The 18,215-nt window shown below is 73.3% G+C and carries 16 protein-coding genes and 1 pseudogene; 7 read left to right on the forward strand and 10 right to left on the reverse strand.

From position 1 onward, the window contains the following. Positions 1 to 68: 68 nt before the first annotated feature. Positions 69 to 377, reverse strand: a complete 309-nt coding sequence (locus AB0E62_RS21450) for an AzlD domain-containing protein (protein WP_362195867.1) — start codon at positions 375 to 377, stop codon at positions 69 to 71. Continuing rightward, positions 374 to 1,138, reverse strand: coding sequence for an AzlC family ABC transporter permease (locus tag AB0E62_RS21455; protein WP_362195870.1), 765 nt, complete (start codon positions 1,136 to 1,138; stop codon positions 374 to 376). Before AB0E62_RS21455 ends, AB0E62_RS21450 begins: the two co-directional genes overlap by 4 nt. 66 nt (positions 1,139 to 1,204) lie before the next feature. Between AB0E62_RS21455 and AB0E62_RS21460 the strand changes: the two genes are divergently transcribed. Then, positions 1,205 to 1,861: a CGNR zinc finger domain-containing protein gene (locus AB0E62_RS21460; RefSeq protein ID WP_362195873.1), complete on the forward strand. Its 657-nt coding sequence runs from the start codon at positions 1,205 to 1,207 to the stop codon at positions 1,859 to 1,861. Here the strand turns inward: AB0E62_RS21460 and AB0E62_RS21465 are convergent. Next, on the reverse strand, positions 1,802 to 2,476 hold the full coding sequence (locus AB0E62_RS21465) for a hypothetical protein (RefSeq protein WP_362195876.1): 675 nt from the start codon (positions 2,474 to 2,476) through the stop codon (positions 1,802 to 1,804). The two genes, AB0E62_RS21460 and AB0E62_RS21465, sit on opposite strands and share 60 nt — an antisense overlap. 77 nt (positions 2,477 to 2,553) lie before the next feature. Between AB0E62_RS21465 and AB0E62_RS21470 the strand changes: the two are divergent. Beyond that, positions 2,554 to 2,979, forward strand: a pseudogene (locus AB0E62_RS21470) (TetR/AcrR family transcriptional regulator C-terminal domain-containing protein); the annotation flags it as partial. A 100-nt stretch (positions 2,980 to 3,079) separates the two neighbouring features. Next, positions 3,080 to 3,850: a formylglycine-generating enzyme family protein gene (locus AB0E62_RS21475; protein ID WP_362195879.1), complete on the forward strand. Its 771-nt coding sequence runs from the start codon at positions 3,080 to 3,082 to the stop codon at positions 3,848 to 3,850. A gap of 136 nt (positions 3,851 to 3,986) precedes the next feature. Here the strand turns inward: AB0E62_RS21475 and AB0E62_RS21480 are convergent, their stop codons facing one another. From AB0E62_RS21480 to AB0E62_RS21490, 3 genes are all read right to left on the reverse strand, one after another. After that, complete coding sequence (locus AB0E62_RS21480; RefSeq protein ID WP_362196278.1) at positions 3,987 to 4,937, reverse strand: GlxA family transcriptional regulator; 951 nt, start codon at positions 4,935 to 4,937, stop codon at positions 3,987 to 3,989. A gap of 23 nt (positions 4,938 to 4,960) precedes the next feature. After that, positions 4,961 to 5,605: an HD domain-containing protein gene (locus AB0E62_RS21485; RefSeq protein WP_362195882.1), complete on the reverse strand. Its 645-nt coding sequence runs from the start codon at positions 5,603 to 5,605 to the stop codon at positions 4,961 to 4,963. Positions 5,606 to 5,808: 203 nt separating this feature from the next. After that, positions 5,809 to 6,231, reverse strand: coding sequence for a nucleotidyltransferase domain-containing protein (locus tag AB0E62_RS21490; protein WP_362195885.1), 423 nt, complete (start codon positions 6,229 to 6,231; stop codon positions 5,809 to 5,811). 278 nt (positions 6,232 to 6,509) lie between these two features. Between AB0E62_RS21490 and AB0E62_RS21495 the strand changes: the two genes are divergently transcribed. Then, on the forward strand, positions 6,510 to 7,607 hold the full coding sequence (locus tag AB0E62_RS21495; RefSeq protein WP_362196281.1) for a DUF4157 domain-containing protein: 1,098 nt from the start codon (positions 6,510 to 6,512) through the stop codon (positions 7,605 to 7,607). Between the two features lie 42 nt (positions 7,608 to 7,649). On the opposite strand, the gene AB0E62_RS21500 is transcribed toward AB0E62_RS21495, so the two are convergent. Continuing rightward, positions 7,650 to 9,956: a helix-turn-helix domain-containing protein gene (locus tag AB0E62_RS21500; protein WP_362195888.1), complete on the reverse strand. Its 2,307-nt coding sequence runs from the start codon at positions 9,954 to 9,956 to the stop codon at positions 7,650 to 7,652. Between the two features lie 332 nt (positions 9,957 to 10,288). On the opposite strand from AB0E62_RS21500, the gene AB0E62_RS21505 reads away from it, so the two are divergent. Continuing rightward, a complete protein-coding gene (locus AB0E62_RS21505) occupies positions 10,289 to 11,011 on the forward strand; it encodes a DUF4232 domain-containing protein (RefSeq protein ID WP_362195891.1) in 723 nt (240 codons plus the stop codon). A gap of 162 nt (positions 11,012 to 11,173) precedes the next feature. On the opposite strand, the gene AB0E62_RS21510 is transcribed toward AB0E62_RS21505, so the two are convergent. Together AB0E62_RS21510 and AB0E62_RS21515 are read right to left on the reverse strand one after the other, a co-directional pair. Further along, positions 11,174 to 12,712 (reverse strand): pectate lyase, encoded by a 1,539-nt coding sequence (locus AB0E62_RS21510; protein ID WP_362195894.1) that lies wholly within the window; start codon positions 12,710 to 12,712, stop codon positions 11,174 to 11,176. Between the two features lie 339 nt (positions 12,713 to 13,051). Beyond that, the gene (locus AB0E62_RS21515) at positions 13,052 to 14,584 is read right to left on the reverse strand and encodes an MFS transporter (RefSeq protein WP_362195897.1); all 1,533 of its coding nucleotides are present in this window, start codon (positions 14,582 to 14,584) and stop codon (positions 13,052 to 13,054) included. A gap of 236 nt (positions 14,585 to 14,820) precedes the next feature. Between AB0E62_RS21515 and AB0E62_RS21520 the strand changes: the two genes are divergently transcribed. Continuing rightward, positions 14,821 to 15,324: a MarR family winged helix-turn-helix transcriptional regulator gene (locus tag AB0E62_RS21520; RefSeq protein WP_362195900.1), complete on the forward strand. Its 504-nt coding sequence runs from the start codon at positions 14,821 to 14,823 to the stop codon at positions 15,322 to 15,324. An 87-nt stretch (positions 15,325 to 15,411) separates the two neighbouring features. Here AB0E62_RS21520 and AB0E62_RS21525 read toward each other — a convergent pair whose 3' ends face one another. Next, complete coding sequence (locus AB0E62_RS21525) at positions 15,412 to 16,392, reverse strand: membrane dipeptidase (RefSeq protein ID WP_362195903.1); 981 nt, start codon at positions 16,390 to 16,392, stop codon at positions 15,412 to 15,414. Between the two features lie 239 nt (positions 16,393 to 16,631). Between AB0E62_RS21525 and AB0E62_RS21530 the strand changes: the two genes are divergently transcribed. After that, entirely contained in the window at positions 16,632 to 18,158 is a 1,527-nt protein-coding gene (locus AB0E62_RS21530) for an alpha/beta hydrolase domain-containing protein (protein ID WP_362195906.1), read from the forward strand. Positions 18,159 to 18,215 lie beyond the last annotated feature (57 nt).

The raw sequence follows: 18,215 nt of genomic DNA on the forward strand, positions 1-18,215 counted from the left end.
GCACTCCGGGAAAGCCCTGAAACCAGGTGGGGTGATCCCCCAGATGCACTCGGGGAACATCCGGGCGGTCAGCTCGTCAGCCCGCGTACGGTGGCGGCCACGAGGGCTGCGCCGACCAGGACGGCGGGCATGGGCAGCCGGCACCGGCGGAGGAGCGGGACGGCCGCCAGGGCCGCCAGGAGGGCGGGGTCGACCGTTCGCCACTTGTCGCCGGCGACCTCGGCGGTGACGAGTCCCGCCAGCAGCGCGGGAGCCATGAGCGCGATCACCGCCCGGGCGCGAGGGGGCAGCTCCCGCTCGCCGAGCACGGCCGGACCGGCGGCTTTGAGCGCGAAACTGAGGGCGGCGACGGCCGCGATGGCCGGCCATGGGGTCATGACGCGGGCTCCGTTCCGGTTCGGTCGCTCGGGTGCCGCCACCGCGGACCGTCCTGGTCGTCCTTCGGCAGGGGGCGTGCCAGGGCCGTCAGGGACGCGCAGGCGGCGCCGGTCAGCGCGGGTCCGGCAGGGAGGAGGAAGGACAGTCCCGCGGCGACGGTTCCGCCCAGCAGCGCGGTCGTCCAGTACGGGCGGCCGGTTCGCGGCGCGTCGAGAAGGAGGAACAGGAACATGGCGGGCGCCACCACGTCCAGCCCCAGCGAGGCCAGCAGCCGCGGGCTGGGTGCCAGCACGGCGCCGAGCGCGGTGCCCGCGACCCACAGGACCCACTGGACGGCACTGGCGGCGAACAGCACCGGCCGGTCGAAGCGGCCGCCGCCCCGGTGCGCGGCGGCCCATGAGCCGTCCACCACGGCCTGGGCCTCCGCCGCCCGGCGCAGCCGCCCTCCGCGAAGGGCACCGGAGACCGACACGCCCATGGGCAGGAAACGCGCGTTGACGAGGGCGGCGGCGACGACGGCCGAGGCGACCCCGCCGCCCGCGCCGAGCGTCGAGACGAGGGCGAACTGCGCCGAAGCGGAGAAGACGGCCATGGAGCAGAGGACGGCGCCGGCCGCGGCCCACCCCTGCGACTGCGTCACCGCCCCGAAGCTCACGGCCAGCAGGAACGAGGCCGTCCCGAGGGCGAACCCGACGCGCAGTCCCGCGCGCAGGCGGTGCCGGGGTAACGCACCCTCGTGCGAGGGCAGTTGTTTGGACATGACCGCAACCTAACAGGCATAAAGGATGATGACCATTAGGCGAGAGGGATGGTTAGGGTGGTGAAGGTGAACAGAGCCCAGGACACGGCCGGCAGGGGACCCGGGGCACGCCCGACCCACGCGGAAGTAACCCTCATCGGCGGGCACCCCGTCCTCGACTTCGCCAACACGGTCGCCTGGCGTACGGACCCCGGTCGCCGCGCCACTCGCGTGGAGGGCGTCGAGGCATGGATCCGCTGGGCCGGCCGCGCCGAGCTGTTCACCGCCGAGGAGGCGACAGTGCTCCTGGGCCCCGCCTCGCCGGACGGGCGGGCCGACCCGTCCCGCGCCTCGTACGAACTCGCGGCCCTGGAGACCCTGAGGAGCGCCCTGTGGGACGTGCTGGACGCGCTGGCCGACAACAGCCGCCTGCCGGACGGTCCTTGGGGGATCCTCCGTCGGTCGATCGTGACGGCCCGTCAGCAAGCCGACCTGCCGGCGGTGTTGCCGCTGCGCTGGCAGGTGCGGGTGACCGGGTTCGCGGACCTCGCCCATGCCCTGGCCCTGCGGGCCGACGAACTCCTCGCCGGTCCGCTCGTGCGCCGGATCAGGCGCTGTGAGGGCCCGGGCTGCGGATGGTTCTTCCTCGACCGCAGCCGCAGCGGCACGCGCCGCTGGTGCAGTTCAGGCGACTGCGGCAACCGGGACCGCGCCCGCCGCCATTACCACCGTTCCCGCCCCTGAGCGCTCTCCGTCCGCCAGGCGCGTGGCCGGGATGCACGGGGTCGGGATGTACGGGGCCGGGTCAGGGATGCCCCGGAAACCCTTCCCGCGCGGACGGTCTTGCCCCAGATCGGCGAGGAGGCCGTCCAGTGCCTTCTCGAGGGCTGCGGCGTTGGCCTGACTGAACCAGGTGGTGCGGATGCGTTCGTTGTTGCCGTTCGGTGTTCCGTGGTCGGCGGCGAGTCGGTGCAGAGGGCGCGTCTCGTCGCGCAGGGAGTGGCCGACGTTCCGGAAGAGATCGCGTACGCAGCGTTCGGCGGCGTCGGCAGCGATGCCGTGGCCGGTGGCCCACGCGGTGAGCGTGGCCAGGTAGGCGTAGTGGGCGGTGAGCGTTCCGGTCAGTGCGGAGAAGACGTCGAAGGCGTCCTCGTCCGCGACGGGGAGTGTCCCGCCCAGCCGTTCGAAGGGGGATTCCACTGCCGGACGGGAGGGGCAGGTCACGGTGACCGAGCGGCGCTCGCGCACCGCGGGCAGCGGGATGGCGCGGACGACGGGGGCACCGGTGGCGAGGGTTCGGCGCAGGTCGTCGGCGGCGACGCCGGCCATCAGACTGACCACGGTCCTGTCGTCGTCCACCGTCAGCGGGCGAGTGCCTCCCGGTGGTCCTGGCGGCGCACGGCGATGATCACCACCTCGGCGCGGTCCACCACTTGAAGCAGCGCATCACCGCCCTGGCCCTGCGCCTGCGTGAGGCCTTCGGCGAGCAACCCCAACTCGCGGCGGTGTGGGGGCGCTACGCCTCCGGCGGCACCGGGTCCCGATTGGTCATGGAGGAGGTGCTGCAGGCCCTGCGCGCGTCCGGCCTGCCCGACGAGGAGGTCCCGGTGCGGTACCACCGCATCGTGATCCTCCTCGCCGCGCTGATCACCTCGGAGGCCGGCATCAGCACCATCACCGCCGAGGAGTACGAACAGGCCATGGAACAGTTCCGCGTCGCGGTGCTCGGCGCCGGCCCCGAACGCTTCCCCGCCCTGGCCCACTTCGCGCGCGACATCCGCCCCCTCGGAGCGGACCGCCGCGCCGCCTTCGAAGAGATCCTCGCCGCCCAGCTCGCCCGGATCGAGGCCCGGATCCCCTGACGCCGGCGAGGGACCGGTTCCCGGGACCGGCGTCCTCGGTCCAAAGTCGCTGCCGCGGCAGGTCCATCGGCCGATGGACGCCCGGCCCGAGGGGGCGATCATGAGATCCGTCCGCTCGAGCCGAGGAGGAGCCGTGCAGGTGGAGCAAGTGGACTGGGTCGACATTCCGGCCGGGGTGGTGCGTCGGGGCACGCCGGCCGGCGAGGTGGCGGCAGTGGCCCGCCGTTACGCGGACACCGGCGTGCCCATGGAGTGGTACCTGAAGGAAGCCCCGCGCGCGGAGATCCACGTCCCGGCGTTCCGGATCGCCCGCACCCCGGTCACGGTGGGCCAGTGGGCACCCTTCGCGGCGGCCACGGGCCGACCGGTCCCCGAGGCGCCGACGGACCACCCGGTCATCGGGGTCGCCTGGGAAGCGGCGACGGCCTACTGCCGGTGGCTCGGGGAACGGCTGGGCGGTCTCGGGGTACGGCTGCCCACCGAGGACGAGTGGGAGCGGGCGGCACGGGGCGACGACGACCGTGAGTTCCCCTGGGGCGACGAGTACCGCACCGGCCTGGCCAATCTGGTGGACCTCGGCATCGGCACCACGACACCCGTCGGCTCGTTCCCCGAGGGCGCCAGCCCTTTCGGGGTGCTGGACATGGCGGGCAACGCCGACGAGTGGACCGCCACCCGCTACGCCCCTTACCCCGGCGCGCCCGCCGGCGTACCGACCACCGAGGACTGGGCGTTCGACCCGCACATCACCCGGGGCGGCGCCTTCCGCCACGACCGCGACCTCGCCCGCTGCGCCCGCAGGCACGGTGCCTATGAACCGGATCTCGAAGCGATCGGTGTGGGCTTCCGCCTGGCGGCCCCGGCCGTGTAGGACCAGGTGCCGGGCGCCCCCGGAAGGCGCGGGCGCGCCATGAGGGGGCGCTGCTCGCCGCCCGGCAGGACCGGGGCGAGGATCAGCCGCTGCCTCGTCCGCACGGTGGCACCGGACCGGCCCGGGCAGGCCGGACTCACCCGGGGACCGTCGTGCGGAAACGGGCCCGGTAGACCGTCGGTGAGACACCCAGCGCGTTCTGGAACGCCCGGCGCATCGCCTCGGCGGAGCCGAAACCGGCACGTGCCGCGACGGTGTCCACGGACTCGGTGCCCGACTCCAGCAGGGCCTGCGCCGCTTCCAGGCGGATCGCCTCGGTGTAGCGCCCGACGGTCGTCCCGACGTGAGACCGGAACAGCCGGTTGAGGTGCCGTACGCTCACCCCGGCGCCGCGCGCCAGAGCGGTCAGGTCGTGGTCCGCACCCGGATCCGCGCCGATGAGGTCCATGACCTGCCGGACGATGGGATGCGTGGACTCCCGCAGGGTCAGCCGCGCGCTGAACTGCGACTGCCCTCCCGGGCGCGCCATGAAGACCACGAGTTCCCGTGCGACCTCCCGGGCCACGTCGGGCCCGTGGTCCTCCTCGACCAGGGCGAGGGCGAGGTCGATGCCCGCCGTGACCCCGGCCGAGGTGATCACGTGACCGTCGCGGACGAACAGGGCGTCCGGCTCCACGGTGACCTCGGGATAGCGGAGCGCCAGTTCGGGGGCCAGCCGCCAGTGGGTGGCGGCCCGCCGCCCGTCGAGCAGCCCGGCTTCGGCGAGCATGAAGGCACCGGCGCACACCGAGGCCACGCGGCGGGCACGGCCGGCCAGGTCCCCCGTCATGGCCACCAGTGCCGGGTCGGCGACGGCCTCGCGCCATTCCCGCCGCCCCGGCACCAGCAGGGTTCCCACCCGCTCCGGCAGCTCCTGCCGGCCGCTGCCGGCGTCCAGCAGGACGGCGGCGGAGGTGGTCACCGGTCCGTCAGCGGCGGAGACGATCCGCACGTCGTACCGGGCCCCGTAGGCGTTCGCCGCGGTGAAGACCTCGGCGGGCCCGGCCACGTCCAGCAGCTGGACGCCGGGGAAGGCCAGGATCGCCACGACCTGCCGTGGCCGCCGGCCGCTCACTCCGGCCACGGCGAGTCGAGGACGGCCCGTACGAAATCGCCCCGTTCGAATCCCGGCACGTAGTGCTCCAGGACGTCCGCCTTGATGTTTCCGAAGGTCGTCCCGGGCTTGGGGCGGATGCCCTCGGTGAAGGCCTCCAGGATCCGCCGCTTGAAACCGGGACGGGGGTGCAGCGCGAGGACGGCCGCGCGGTCGGCGGGGGAGATGTCGTCGTAGCCGATGCCCAGCACGTCGTACTCCACACCGGCGGTGACCAGGGCGACCTCGGGTTCCATGAACTCCGGGATGCCGGGCGTGGTGTGCAGGGCGATGGCCGTCCACACGCGGCGCACGCCGTCCTCGGGCACGTGGTGTTCCCGCAGGAACCGGCGGGCCGCGTCCGCCCCGTCGACCTCGAAGCGCCGGCCGCTGTCGTGGAAGCGCCGGCCGAGGCCGAGGTCGTGGAACAGGGCGCCGATGTAGAGCAGTTCCGGGTCGAAGCCGAGGCCCCGCCGACGGCCCTGGAGGGCACCGAACAGATAGACCCGGCGTGAGTGGTGATAGATCAGCTCGCTCGTCTCGTCCCGCACCAGCTCGGTCGCCTCCCGGGTGAGCCTGGTGTCCGGCACGCCGACTCCGGCGGCCAGTGTTCCGTCAGTCATCGTCCCACCTCATGTCTGTCGGGCCTGCGCGCGAGGTCGCGCTGTGACCTCAGTCTTGTCCGCGCGGCCGGGCGGCACCATGTCCACGGGGACAGGCATCCCACACATCCGGACACCGGTGCGGTGGCCGGCCCGCGCGGGAGGTGGCGGTGGGCCGGAGAACCGCCCGCACGGGCCGTCGCGGGCAGGACGGAGAGGGCCGGTCACCCCGCGCACGCGTCGACGATCCCGGCGATCAGGCCGCGAGGGTCGTACAGGGGGCGTACGCCGTCGCGGACCACGCGGCGGGTGCCCGCGTCCACGGGCGAGGTGCTCGCCCAGTCCGGGGTCCCGACGCACAGCTCGATCTCCAGCCCGGACTCCCGGACGAACCGCCACTCGGTGACCGGCCCCCAGTCGCGGGTCGTGACGAACGCTCCGAGTGCCGACTCCTCCTCCAACGACGCGGCGTCGTACACCGAGGGGTCGTCACTCAGCAGGACCAGATCCACGTCCGAGTCGTCGCGCGCCGCGCCCCTGGCCCACGAGCCGGCGAGCAGCAGGCCGGCGACATCGCCGCGGCCGCCGGCCCACCGCCCGGCCCAGTCCAGCAGCGCGGCTACTTCCTGGTGCCGATCGATGCTCATACGCCCCTCTTTCCCCTGTCGGGTCACCGGTTGACGAGCCGGGGGGCGAGACGCTCGGGCCACGGATGAACCTCGCCGCCCCCGCGGGCACTCCCATTCTGTCCGTTCGGGCAGGCACTCCTGCCCTTCGGCGCCTGGCCGGGGCGGCCCCGGACCGCGTATACAGGGGATGTCGATGTCCACTCGCCAAAAGAGGCAGCGTGCGTACACGAGACGACGCCAGACAGCCGACCGCCGGCAACGGCCACGCTCCGGCCCGCACCCGCGCCGCCGGACCGGTGGTACGCCCGGGAGCGCCGGCGGCGCCGCGGGACCTGCGCTCCCTCCAGCGCACCGCCGGGAACGCGGCCGTGGTCCAGCTGCTCCGCCGGAGCGGGCACCGCACGGACGAGCACCAGCACGGTGCGGACTGCGGGCACCAGCAGCCCGACGTGCAGCGCTCCGCGGTCCAGGACGTCCTCCGCGGGGGCGGCCGGCCGCTGGACGACGCCACCCGTTCGGACATGGAGGCCCGGCTCGGCGCCGACTTCTCCGACGTCCGCGTGCACTCCGACAGCGCCGCCAGGGCGTCGGCCACCGAACTGGGCGCCCGCGCCTACACCTCCGGCAACCACATCGTCATCGGTGACGGCGGTGCCGACGCCCACACGCTCGCCCATGAACTCACCCACGTCATCCAGCAGCGCCAGGGGCCCGTGGCGGGCACCGACGACGGCAGGGGCCTCAGGATCTCCGACCCGTCCGACCGTTTCGAGCGGGAGGCGGAAGCCAACGCGAAGCGGGTGATGGCCCGTCGGGCGCCCGGCACCGACCGGAGCGGTACGGGCCACGGCCAGGCACGCCCCGGACATGTCGCGCAGCGCATGGAGATCCCTCCGGAGGGCCGTGACGAGTTCCTCGCCACCCACAATCCGCGCAACCAGGTGATCCTCGACGCCTCCCTGAACGGAACGGACCTGGGGGTCTACGCCAGCGCCAGACAGGCCCACGACAAGTCGAGCAGCGACCACGCCGAAGACGCGATCCTCGACCTGCTGGAGACGGTGGTCTGGAAGCACCCGGAAGTGCTCCAACCGGTCAACACCCTGGTCATCACCGGACTGACCGCCAGCCCCTGCACCACCATCGAGCGCGACGACCCGCAGACCGGCGCCAAGCTGCCGGTCACCTCCAGGAAGGGCCGGCCGGGAAGTACGGACGGATGCGCCGAGCGCCTCATCGAGCTGGCGACCCAGGGCCTGGACGGCCACACCTTCCGGATCTCGATCTCCTGCGACCACTACTACCAGCCGCACGCGGGCGCGAAGGAAGCGTCTCGCCAGGCGGTGGAAGCCATGCGGGCGGCCGGAATCACCGTCACGGTGACCAAGCCGTAGCCCGGGGCGCACGGCGTCCGCCGAGTCCGCGCGCGTGCGACCTCACGTGCCGGCGGTGGCCCGGTCCAGCGCGTCGAGCGCGGCGTCGGCCTCGACCCGCCGTGGACTTTTCAGCGCAGCCAGGGCGTCACGGGCGGCGGACAGCGTCTCCCTGGCCTCGGGGTGTCCCACGGCACCGAGCGCCTGGCCCAGATCGAGCCGGGCCTGCTCGGCCCAGGCGGGCATCTGCGCGGCCTCGAAGGCGGCGAGGGCCTGCCGCAGCGGTGCCTCCGCCTCCTGCCAGCGTCCCAGCGCCGCCAGGTCGTTGCCGATCTGCTGCCGGGCGACCGCGTGGTACAACGCGATCACCTCCTCGGTCCGGCCCGGAACCCCCGCCCGGCAGATCCGCTCGCTGCGGCGGTGGACGTCCAGGGCCTCGGCCGCCCGGCCGGTCTGGCGCAGCAGGGTGCCGAGGCTGTTGAGGACCGACAGCTCGGCCAGCCGGCCCTGCGGTGAATCCTGCGAGGCGAGGCAAAGGGCCGCGTCGCGCAGGCGGTTCTGTGCCTCCTCCATGCGGCCCAGCCGGTTGAGCGCGCCCGCGCCGTAGCCGAGGGCCCAGCCCTCCTGCAGCCCGTCCCCGCAGTCGCGGGCCGCCGTGAGCGCGGCGTCCGCGCTCGTCAGGGCGGCTCGGGGGTCGTGGACGCAGAGGTTGTAGGCCCAGGCCAGGTAGTTGAGGTGCACCGCCTCCTCCCGTCTGCTGCCCAGGCGGCGGGCGGCGTCGGCGGAGCGCCGGAACACCTCCACCCACAGCTCCCAGTGCTGGTTCAGGTCGGAGAACCAGTGCATCGCCTCCGCCGTGTCCAGGACCTCCCGGTGCCGGCCGGTGTCGTGGGCCCGGCGCAGGGCGGCGAGCCACTGGGCCCGCTCCGCCTCCAGCCACGCCCGTGCCTCTTCCCGGCCGGTGGGCGCCGTGTCCGGGTCCGGGTCGCCCTGCGCACCGGTCACCTCGTGGCCGACGTCGAAGTGCAGTGCGGCGGCGGTGGCCCGGCGCAGCATCCAGTGCGCGGTCCGGTCGAGGGCGGCGGCACGGACCTCGGGCCCGTCCTCGGCCTCGGCCTGTTCGGCCGCGTAGAGCCTGAGCAGGTCGTGGAAGCGGTACCGCTCGGCGGTGGCATCGCTCTGCAGCAGACCGGCGTCGGTCAGTTCCTCGGTGCGGGCGACCGTCTCGTCGTGGGACAGGCCGGCCAGGAGCGCGCCGGTCTCCGGGCTGAAGTCGGGGCCGGCGGCCAGTGCGGCACGGCGCAGCAAGGTCCGTGAGGCCGGGGGCAGCTGACGGTACGAGAGCGCGAAGGCGGCGCGCACCCGCAGGCTTCCGGCCTGGAGGCCGTCCAGCCGCCGGCCCTCGGCGGCGAGGCGGGCGACGAGCTTGCCGAGGCGTTCGTGCGGGCGGCTGAGGAGCCGCTGGCCGGCGATCCGGACGGCCAGCGGGAGGTGCCCGCACAGGTCGGCGAGGTCGCGTGCGGCCTGTGCCTCCGCCCGCACCCGGTCCGGGCCGATGATGCGGGTCAGCAGTTCCACCGCCTCCTCGCGCCGCAGCAGGGCCAGATCCGTGCGGTGGACGGACTCCAGACCCGCCAGGGTGTGGCGGCTGGTGACGAGGGTCAGGGACGGACCGGTGCCGGGCAGCAGGGGGCTGACCTGGGCCTCGTCGGAGGCGTTGTCCAGCAGCAGGAGCATGCGCCGGTCACCGGCCAGGGACCGCCACAGGCCGGCGCGGTCGTCGGTGCCGGCCGGCAGCGCGTCCTCGGAGACTCCCAGCGCGCCCAGCAGCCGGGCCAGCGCGTCCCGGGGGGTGGTCGGCTCCGGGTCCATGCCGTGCAGGTCCAGGGCGAACTGCCCGTCGGGGAAGTGCGGGGCGAGGCAGTGCGCGGCATGCACCGCGAAGGTGGTCTTGCCCAGGCCGGGCTGCCCGGCGATCACGCTGACCCCCGGCCGGCCCGGAGCGGCGTCCCGCGCCAGGTGCAGCAGGCGGGCGAGGGCCGGTCCGCGCGCGGTGAAGTCCTGGATGTCGCGCGGCAGGGCCAGGGTGCCGGGGCCGGGCGGGCCGGCGGCCGGCCGGGGGCGGGGACGGCCGAGGGCGGCGGACTCCTCCAGGCGCGCCGCCTCGTCGTCGTCCAGTCCCAGCGCTTCGGACAGCGCCCGCACCGTACGGCGCTGCGGCCCCCGGGTACGCCCGCGTTCCATGTCCGCGAGCGCCCTGACACTCACCTGGGCGGCGTGCGCGAGGGCTTCCTGGCTCAGTCCGGCGCGGGTCCGCAGATGGCGCAACCGCTGCCCGAAATCCCCCGTGGATGGCGTGCCGTCGCCCACCGCTGATGTCTCCGATCGTCCGGCTCGTCCGCGTGAGAGCCCCCGGCAGAAGTATGGCCGACGGTACTTCTGCCGGGAGAACCGCCTGGGCGGCGGAGACCGGAAGTGATCGACTGAAGGCCGACACGGAACGGCCGGTCCTCCGGTGCGAACGCGGTCCTGGCGACGCGTTCCCGGCGGACGGCCCGCCGGGGGCCGGCGCCTGGGGGCCCGGGAGCGGCAGGGACCGTTCCGCCGTCGACGGAAAACACGGCAAACCGCGTGACACCAGCAGGACGACCATGGCCCACGGCACCGCGCCGGGGCCGCCCATCACTACGGGGGAACTCTCCATGAACACTTCGCGTCACCGCTCAGCGCTGCTCGCCGTCGCGGGTACGGCTCTCGTCCTCTCCCTCACCGCCTGTCAGAGCGACGGGGACACCGCGTCGAAGTCCTCGGCGGCTCCCGAGGCCACGGTGGCGTCGGCCGGGGCGACCGCGCGGTCGGCCGGCGGCAAGGGCACCGGCACCTCCGGGACGACGGGAACGACCGACTCGGCGCGCTCGACGGAATCGACGGAATCGGTGGGATCGACCGGATCGAAGGGGACCGCGGGCACCACGGGCACCACCGGGGAGCAGGCCTCCGCCTCCGCCCCGGTCTGCACCGCGGGGGACGTCACCGTCACCGCCGCCACGCAGGACGGTCCGCCGTACACCCACCTCGTGCTCACGGCGAAGAACACCTCCCGCCACGTCTGCCGGCTGACGGGCTTCCCGCACATCCAGTTCCTGGAGAGCCACAAGCAGGACGTCCCGGCCGTGGCCAAGAGCAAGCCGGCCACTCCGGTCGTGCTCACGGCGGGAGCCCCGGCCTACGCTCTCGTGAAGCTGTCGGACGGCGGAGCCGACGAGGACACCGAGCCCGTCTCGGCGTTCTCCGTCACGCTGGAGGGCGACTCCACGGTCATCGCCGTCACCGCGCCCGGCAGCGAGGGCATCGCCGTCGACCCGGCCAAGGCCCTCACCGGTTACTGGACCCCCGAACTGCGCAACGGCGCGGACGACTTCTGAGATTCCCCACGGGTTCCTGGTGTCCCCCTGCCCACCGGGTGACCGTCGGCGCGCGGAGCGTTCCGGACCGCCACCGCACCGGGGGCCCGCGCCGGATCACGGCACCGGCCCCCGTCCCGTCCCGTACGGAGAGCACCCGGCCGGGGCGGCGGCGGCGCGGAACTACCCGGCGTACGTCTCGAACTCGGCGACCTGCGGGGTGCCGCTCGCGCCGGTGATCTGGAAGGTGACCTTCGAGAGCGTCGTACGGGGGAGGGAGATGGCGCCCGCGCCGCTGCCGGAGGTCAGTACCGCCCCGGTGTCACCGTTGAGGACGCGCCAGGCGCCGATGCGGCCCGCGGCCCCCGCCGTCTCCCGGATGGTGAGCGAGGAAAGGGCGGTGGGGGAGCCCCACTTGATGGAGACCGAGCCGGTCGTGCCGGCCGGCGACCAGTAGGTGCTCAGGTCACCGTCGCGCACATTGCCGTAGCTCGTGCCGTCGGCCTTGCTGGAGCCGTCGGAGCCCGCTCCGAGGCTGAGGTTGGTCCCACCGGGCTGCGTGGGCCCGGAAGTCGGCGTCGGGGTGGGTGTGGGGGTGGGTGTCGGCGTCTGCGGTGTGCAGTTGCCGTCGGAGACGCGCAGCCCCGTATGGGCGCCCGCCGTCCGGCTCACGATGTCCGGTACGCAGCCGGCGGCGTCGGGCGTGTAGGCGTAGGGAATGGCGACGGTGGTGTTGGACTGCGGGTCCGGGCCGGCCGGGTGGTTGTCGGAACCGGGGCTGGTCCAGGTCACGTTGTCGTAGACGTTGCCCGCGACCTGCCAGTAGCCCAGCTCGTCGGTGTAGAAGGTGCCCAGGACGTCCTTGGAGTCCTCGAAGTAGTTGTTCTCCACCTTGGCGTGGGCGCCGGCCCGGGAGTTGATGCCGGACTTGTTCAGGCCGACGTAGTGGTTGTTGTACATGTGGGCGGTGCCGCCGCGCAGCAGGGGAGCGCGGGAGTCGATGTTCTGGTACAGGTTGTGGTGGAACGTGATGTAGCTGTTCGACAGGTCGCTCTCGCTCGACCCGATGAGGCCGCCCCGGCCCGAGTTGCGCAGGATGCTGTACGACAGGGTCACGTACTGGGTGTTGTCCTTCATGTCGAAGAGCGCGTCGAAGCCCTCCGCCTCCCCGCCCGAGGCCTCCAGCGTCGCGTGATCGACCCAGACGTTGCGGACGTCGCTCTCCATGCCGATGGCGTCCCCGCCGTTGGACGTGGGGGAGCCGGACTTCTTGACGTTCCTCACCGTCACGTTCTGGACGACGATGTTCTTCGCCGCGCGGATGTGGATGCCCAGCTGGTCGAAGACGGCCCCGCCGCCTACCCCGACGATCGTCACATTGCTGACCTGCTTCAGCTCGATGACGCCGTCGGCGGTGTTGCAACTGCTGCCGGACACCTTGCTGGTGTTGGCGTGGTTGATGGTCCCCTCGACCTCGATGACGATCGGGGTGCTGCTGGTGGCCCGGGAGCACAGGGCGGCGTGGATCGCGGTGCCGGTGGTGGCCCGCACGGTCCTGCCGCCCGCGCCGCCGGTGGTCCCGCCGTTCTGTGTCGCGTATCCCGTGGCGCTCGCGGTGGCGGCCGACGCCTCCTCGGGCATCGCCACGCCCACCCCGGCCGCGGCGGCCACCCCCAGCGTGGCCAGGGCCGCATACAGTCGCATGGCGGCTGGTCGTCTCATCCTCGTCTCCCACTCGGTCGTTCGCCGCCGGACGCGGCGCGGATTCTGGGCCGTGCTGCTCGTGCGCCTCGTGCTGTGAGGCCGTGCGGTTCTGCTCAGCCGTGCGTGGGAAAGCGCTTTCCGTGCGGCGAGGATAGGGTGGCCGCCGGTCAACGGCAAGGTTCTGGACAGTTACGGAACGCATCACTCCGATCGAGGGCGTCCTCCGGTGAGGCGTGGCAGAAAACGCTTGTACTCGTCGACGGACGCACCGGACGACGACGCCGGCAGACCTGCCCCTACGGCCGCGCCCCGCCCCGGCGATGCCGGAGCGGGGCGCATGGGGAGCGACGGCCGGAATCAGTGTGCGGCGGCCGCTCCCGCCGGCGTGCCGCCCTGGCCGTGGCGGGTGGGCCGGGCGACGACCAGGACACCGGAGGCCACGGCGGCGATCAGCATCGCGGCGACGCCCCACCAGATGGCGTGCGTGTAGCCGTGCACGATGCCCTCACGCAGCACCTGCGCCTTGCGCGCGGGGCTGGTCATGTGCTGACCGACGTACGTGCTCGTCGCGGAGGTGGCGATGGTGTTCAGCAGCGCCGTGCCGAGCGAACCGCCCACCTGCTGCGAGGTGTTGACCATCGCGGAGGTCACCCCGGCGTCCTGCGGCCGCACCCCGTGGGTCGCGGTGGAGAAGACCGGCATGAAGGTCAGGCCCATGCCGAGGCCGAGCAGCAGTTCGGCGGGCAGCACGTGGGTGGCGTACGCGGAGTCCACGCCGAGCTGCGTGAGGACGAGGAGGCCCGACGCGGCGAGCAGCATGCCGGGCACCATCAGCAGGCGCGGAGGCGTGCGGGGCAGCAGCCGGGCGGAGATCTGCGTGGAGCCCAGGATGATCATCGCGGACATCGGCAGGAACGCCAGACCGCTCCTGACCGGGGTGTAACCGAGGATGCCCTGGAAGTAGTAGGTCATGAACAGGAAGAGGCCGAACATGCCGATCGTGGCGAGCCCCATGGTCAGGAAGCAGCCCGCGCGGTTGCGGTCGGCGAGGATGCGCAGCGGCAGCAGCGGGTGCTTGGCCTTGCCCTGCCAGAACACGAACGCCGTCAGCAGGAGGACGCCGCCGATCAGCAGGCCGACCACCAGGCCGTCGCTCCAGCCGCGCGGCTCGGCCTCCGAGAAGCCGTAGACCACGGCGACCAGTCCGCCGCAGCCCAGGATCACCCCGGGAATGTCCAGCCTGGCCTCACGGTGCCCCGGACGGTCGTGCAGCAGCACGAGGGCGCCGACCACCGCGACGGCCGCGATGGGGATGTTCACGTACAGGCACCAGCGCCAGTTCGCGTACGAGGTGAGGACGCCGCCCAGCAGCAGGCCGATCGCGGCACCCGCGCCGGCGATGGCGCCGTAGATGCCGAACGCCTTCCCGCGCTCCCGGGGGTCGGTGAACGTGGTGGTCATCAGGGAGAGCGCGGAGGGCGCGAGGACGGCGCCGAACACGCCCTGCAGGGCGCGGGCCGCGAAGAGCATGCCGGGGCTCCCGGCCGCGCCGCCGATCGCGGAGGCGACGGCGAAGCCGATGAGGCCGATGATGAAGGTGCGCTTGCGGCCGACCAGGTCGGCGATGCGGCCGCCGAGCAGCAGCAGGCCGCCGAAGGCGAGGGTGTAGGCCGTGATGACCCACTGGCGGCTGCCGTCGGACATGCCGAGGGCCTTCTGCGCGGACGGCAGCGCGATGTTCACGATGGTCGCGTCGAGGACCACCATCAACTGCGCCAGGGCGATGACGACCAGGCCCCACCAGCGACGGGGGTCGGGGCCGTCGGCGGCGCCGGGCGCGGGGCGGGCCGAAGCCGTGCGTATGGTCTCGGCCGGGGGCGAGTCACTCATGACGTGAACGTCACTTCCTTGCTGGTGATGGTGGTGTACGGGGGTCGCGTGCGCGGGGGCGGTGGGGCGCTGCGTCGCTGGGGCACCCCGCCCCTGAAGGTTGCGGTCCCGTGAGTGGTGCGCGGGCCCGGGTGATACGGGTGTCCCGTTCACCGGTGGCCCGAACGGACCAATGATCGGTCATGGAGGCAGATCGTCGGTCGGACTGACGGTCAGTGAAGTGTACGCTGTTCCGCATGAAGGATGAGCGTCCCCCGGATGTACTTTCCCGTCGGCTGGGATATCTCCTGAAACACGCCTACGCGGCGCTGGCCGGCGAACTGGACACGGCGCTCGCGCCCTTCCGTCTCGTCCCGCGGGAACTCGGGGTGCTGGCGGTGATCGCCGCCTCGCCGGAACAGCCGTCCCAGCTGGAGATCGCGGCCCGGCTCGGGGTCGACCGCACCACGATGGTCGGCGTCATCGACTCGCTGGAGGACAAGGGCTACGTGGAGCGCCACCGCAGCGAGCGTGACCGGCGCCGCAATGTGGTGACCCTCACTCCGGCCGGCCGGACGTGCCTGGGGGAGGCGGAAGAGGCCCGCGAGCGTGTCGAACGTGACTTCCTCGCCCCCCTGGACGAGACCTCCGCCGCGGCCCTGACCGAGGCGCTGCTCACCCTGCGGCTCGCGCACGGACCGGCTTCCCCGGAGCCGGCCCTCGGCCGGGCCTGGGCGACATCGCCGGCCCCGAGGCCGTAGCCGGTACCGGGTGCCGCGGCGGCGAGCAGCTGTCCGTGGCCCCGCCCCGCAGCGGCAGGCCTGCTATGGCCGGAGCGCGGCTGTGGGCTACTGCCACACCTGGGCGGCGACGCGGCGGAAATTGCCGCCCAGGATCGCCGTGACGGCGTCGTCGGGATACCCGCGGGCGCGCAGCGCGTCGTCCACGGTCAGCAGGTCTTCCGGGGGCATGAAGTCGATCGGCCCCCAGCGGGTGTAGGAGTCGGGGAACAGCTCCGGGCTCTGTGCGAGCATCGTGTTGAAGTCCTCGTGATCGAACGGGTAGTCGGTCGAGACTCCGACGTGTTCCGGGCCGACGAGTCCGACGGCGTGGTCGATGTGCCGCACCAGCGCCTCGACGGTGGCCTCGTTGGGACCGAGGAAGATTCCGACTCCGGTGATGCCGATGACGCCGCCCGTGGCCGCGCACTCCCTGGCCTGCTCATCGGTGATGTTGCGAGGGTGGTCCCACAGCGAGCGCATGCAGGAATGGCTGTAGATCACCGGCTGTTCGGAGACCTCGCACATCTCCAGCCCGGTACGGGCGCCGCAGTGCGATCCGTCCGCCACCATGCCGACGGCGTTCATCTCCCGTACCAGCGCCCGCCCGTAGGCGGTGAGCCCCTCGTCGGTCAGGTCCAGGCAGCCTCCGCCGGCCGCGTTGCGGGTGTTGTAGCTCGGCAGCATCGTGCGGACACCGAGATCGTAGAACCGGCGCACCCGGTCCAGCCGCCCCTCGAGCGGACCGGAATCCTCCAGGTCGAACGCCACTGCCACGTCCCCCGCCCGCGCCGCGGCCTCGATGTCCTCGACACTCCCCGCCGGCCGCAAGCGGTGATCCTCGGCGATCCGCTGCCGCCAGCTCGTGATCAGGCCGGTGACGTCGGCGGCGCCGTGCGGGACGTAACCGACGTTCACCGACACGAAGCTGCCCCCCGGTCTGCGGTAGCGGGCCAGCTCGCCGACGTCCGCCTGCCGCCGCAACGGCAGGCAGCAGTGCTGTTCCCACAGCAGGGGCGGGCGGTGCGCTGCCGGGCCTTCGTTCGCCATGGGGGGAGCATGCCCGTGCCTCGCCGTCCCCAACAGGCCGGAGGGGGGCCGCTTCCGGCCGGACCGGAGACCGCCGCACGTCGCCAGAAGCGGCGAACAGGTCCTCGTCCCCTGCCGCCGTCATGTGTGCGGGGGGATGAGCCGGACACCGGTGGATTCGCCGATGGCAGCCCGCCGCGGTTCGCCGAGACTGCGGTCCCGACCCATTGGACCCGCATTCACGGAGGCAACCCGTGCGCATGCCTGCTCGCTCATCACGGCGGTCCGTCACCGCCACCGCGCTGGGGGCGCTGCTCTGCGGCGGTCTCCTCGGCACCCCGCTGGCCGCCCCCGCCGCCGCCTCGCCCACCGCTGCCGCGAGCCCCACGGTCACCGTCCCGCCCGCCGGCGATCACGGCTTCCCGTTCCTCGCCGCGGCCGAAGACCTCGGCTCGTTCGGCTACACGGAGAGCGAGTACTTCATCGCGGGCACCGCCACGTCGTACGCCAAGTCCGGCCTGTGGACCTCGAACGGCCGGTGGAACGTCCGCGCGTCCGGCACCGCCGCGTACAAGAGCCGCCTGCTGGTGCGCCGCCCCGCCGACCCGGCGAAGTTCAACGGCACCGTGGTCGTGGAGTGGCTCAACGTCAGCGGCCAGCTCGACCTCTCCCCGGACTACTGGTTCGAGCGGGACGAGCTGCTGCGCCGGGGGTACGCCTGGGTCGGCGTCTCGGCGCAGGCCGTCGGGGTCAACGGCGGGCTGGGCGAGATCAAGGGCCTCAAGGGCTGGGACCCGGCGCGCTACGGCAGCCTGGTCCACCCCGGCGACGCCTTCGCGTACGACATCTTCTCCCAGGCGGGCCAGGCCCTGCGCTCCCCGAACGGACCCGACCCGCTCGGCGGGCTCCCGGTCCGGACGCTGCTCGCCGACGGCGAGTCGCAGTCGGCCGGCTTCATGACGACGTACGTCAACGCCGTCCAGCCCGTGTCCAAGGTCTACGACGGCTTCATGGTGCACAGCAACAGCGCGATCGCCTCCCCGATCAGCGGCGAGCTGGCCGACACCCTGCTGATGCCGAACCCGTCCCGGATCAGGACCGACCTGTCGGTGCCGACGTTCGTCGTGCTCACCGAGACCGACGTGCCCGGCGCCGCGATCGCCCGGCAGCCGGACACCGACAGCGTCGTGCACTGGGAACTGGCCGGCACCGCGCACGGCGACCAGTGGGCCTATGACCTCGGCGACCCGACCGTGCGGAAGTCGGCGGGCTCCGCCGCGCCGTCGGCCGACTGCGCCGCCGGTTCGGCCCCCTTCAACGACGGGCCCGGCCACTGGGCGATGAACGCGGCGCTGCGTCACCTGGCCGGCTGGGCGCGGGGCGGCGCGCGGCCGCCGAGCGGTCAGCCGCTGAGCACCGTCCTGCGCGACCCGGCCACCGGCCTCGCCACCGGCGGTGTCCGTCTGCCGGACGTCACGGTGCCCACCCGTACGCTCACCGGTCTGCGCGACACCAGCGGCAGCGGTGTCTTCTGCGGCCTGTACGGCGCCCGCGACCCGTGGAACGGCGATGCCGACGCCTGGGACCGGCACGACGACGGCGACCCGTCCGACCCCTCCTTCCCGGCCACCGCGGAACCGGCGCTCAGCCGGCTCTACCCGACCCACGCCGGCTACGTGGAGAAGGTGCGCACGGCCGCGCAGGCGTCGGTCGACGCCGGATACCTGCTGCCGGAGGACGCGGCGGCCATCGTCACCGCCGCGCAGAACTCGGACATCGGCGGCTGACCCACCGGCCGCCCGCGACCCCGCGCCGCACCCCTGCCGGAGCATGGGGCCGCGGGC

This window comes from Streptomyces sp. NPDC038707, assembly GCF_040636485.1.
Taxonomy (GTDB): Bacteria; Actinomycetota; Actinomycetes; order Streptomycetales; family Streptomycetaceae; genus Streptomyces.

Bases quoted from the DNA above. Each gene is read 5' to 3' on its own strand.
- AB0E62_RS21450 (WP_362195867.1), bottom strand. From the start codon at position 377: ATGACCCCATGGCCGGCCATCGCGGCCGTCGCCGCCCTCAGTTTCGCG.
- AB0E62_RS21455 (WP_362195870.1), bottom strand. From the start codon at position 1,138: ATGTCCAAACAACTGCCCTCGCACGAGGGTGCGTTACCCCGGCACCGC.
- AB0E62_RS21475 (WP_362195879.1), top strand. From the start codon at position 3,080: ATGAGATCCGTCCGCTCGAGCCGAGGAGGAGCCGTGCAGGTGGAGCAA.
- AB0E62_RS21485 (WP_362195882.1), bottom strand. From the start codon at position 5,605: ATGACTGACGGAACACTGGCCGCCGGAGTCGGCGTGCCGGACACCAGG.
- AB0E62_RS21490 (WP_362195885.1), bottom strand. From the start codon at position 6,231: ATGAGCATCGATCGGCACCAGGAAGTAGCCGCGCTGCTGGACTGGGCC.
- AB0E62_RS21505 (WP_362195891.1), top strand. From the start codon at position 10,289: ATGAACACTTCGCGTCACCGCTCAGCGCTGCTCGCCGTCGCGGGTACG.
- AB0E62_RS21510 (WP_362195894.1), bottom strand. From the start codon at position 12,712: ATGAGACGACCAGCCGCCATGCGACTGTATGCGGCCCTGGCCACGCTG.
- AB0E62_RS21515 (WP_362195897.1), bottom strand. From the start codon at position 14,584: ATGAGTGACTCGCCCCCGGCCGAGACCATACGCACGGCTTCGGCCCGC.
- AB0E62_RS21520 (WP_362195900.1), top strand. From the start codon at position 14,821: ATGAAGGATGAGCGTCCCCCGGATGTACTTTCCCGTCGGCTGGGATAT.
- AB0E62_RS21525 (WP_362195903.1), bottom strand. From the start codon at position 16,392: ATGGCGAACGAAGGCCCGGCAGCGCACCGCCCGCCCCTGCTGTGGGAA.
- AB0E62_RS21530 (WP_362195906.1), top strand. From the start codon at position 16,632: ATGCCTGCTCGCTCATCACGGCGGTCCGTCACCGCCACCGCGCTGGGG.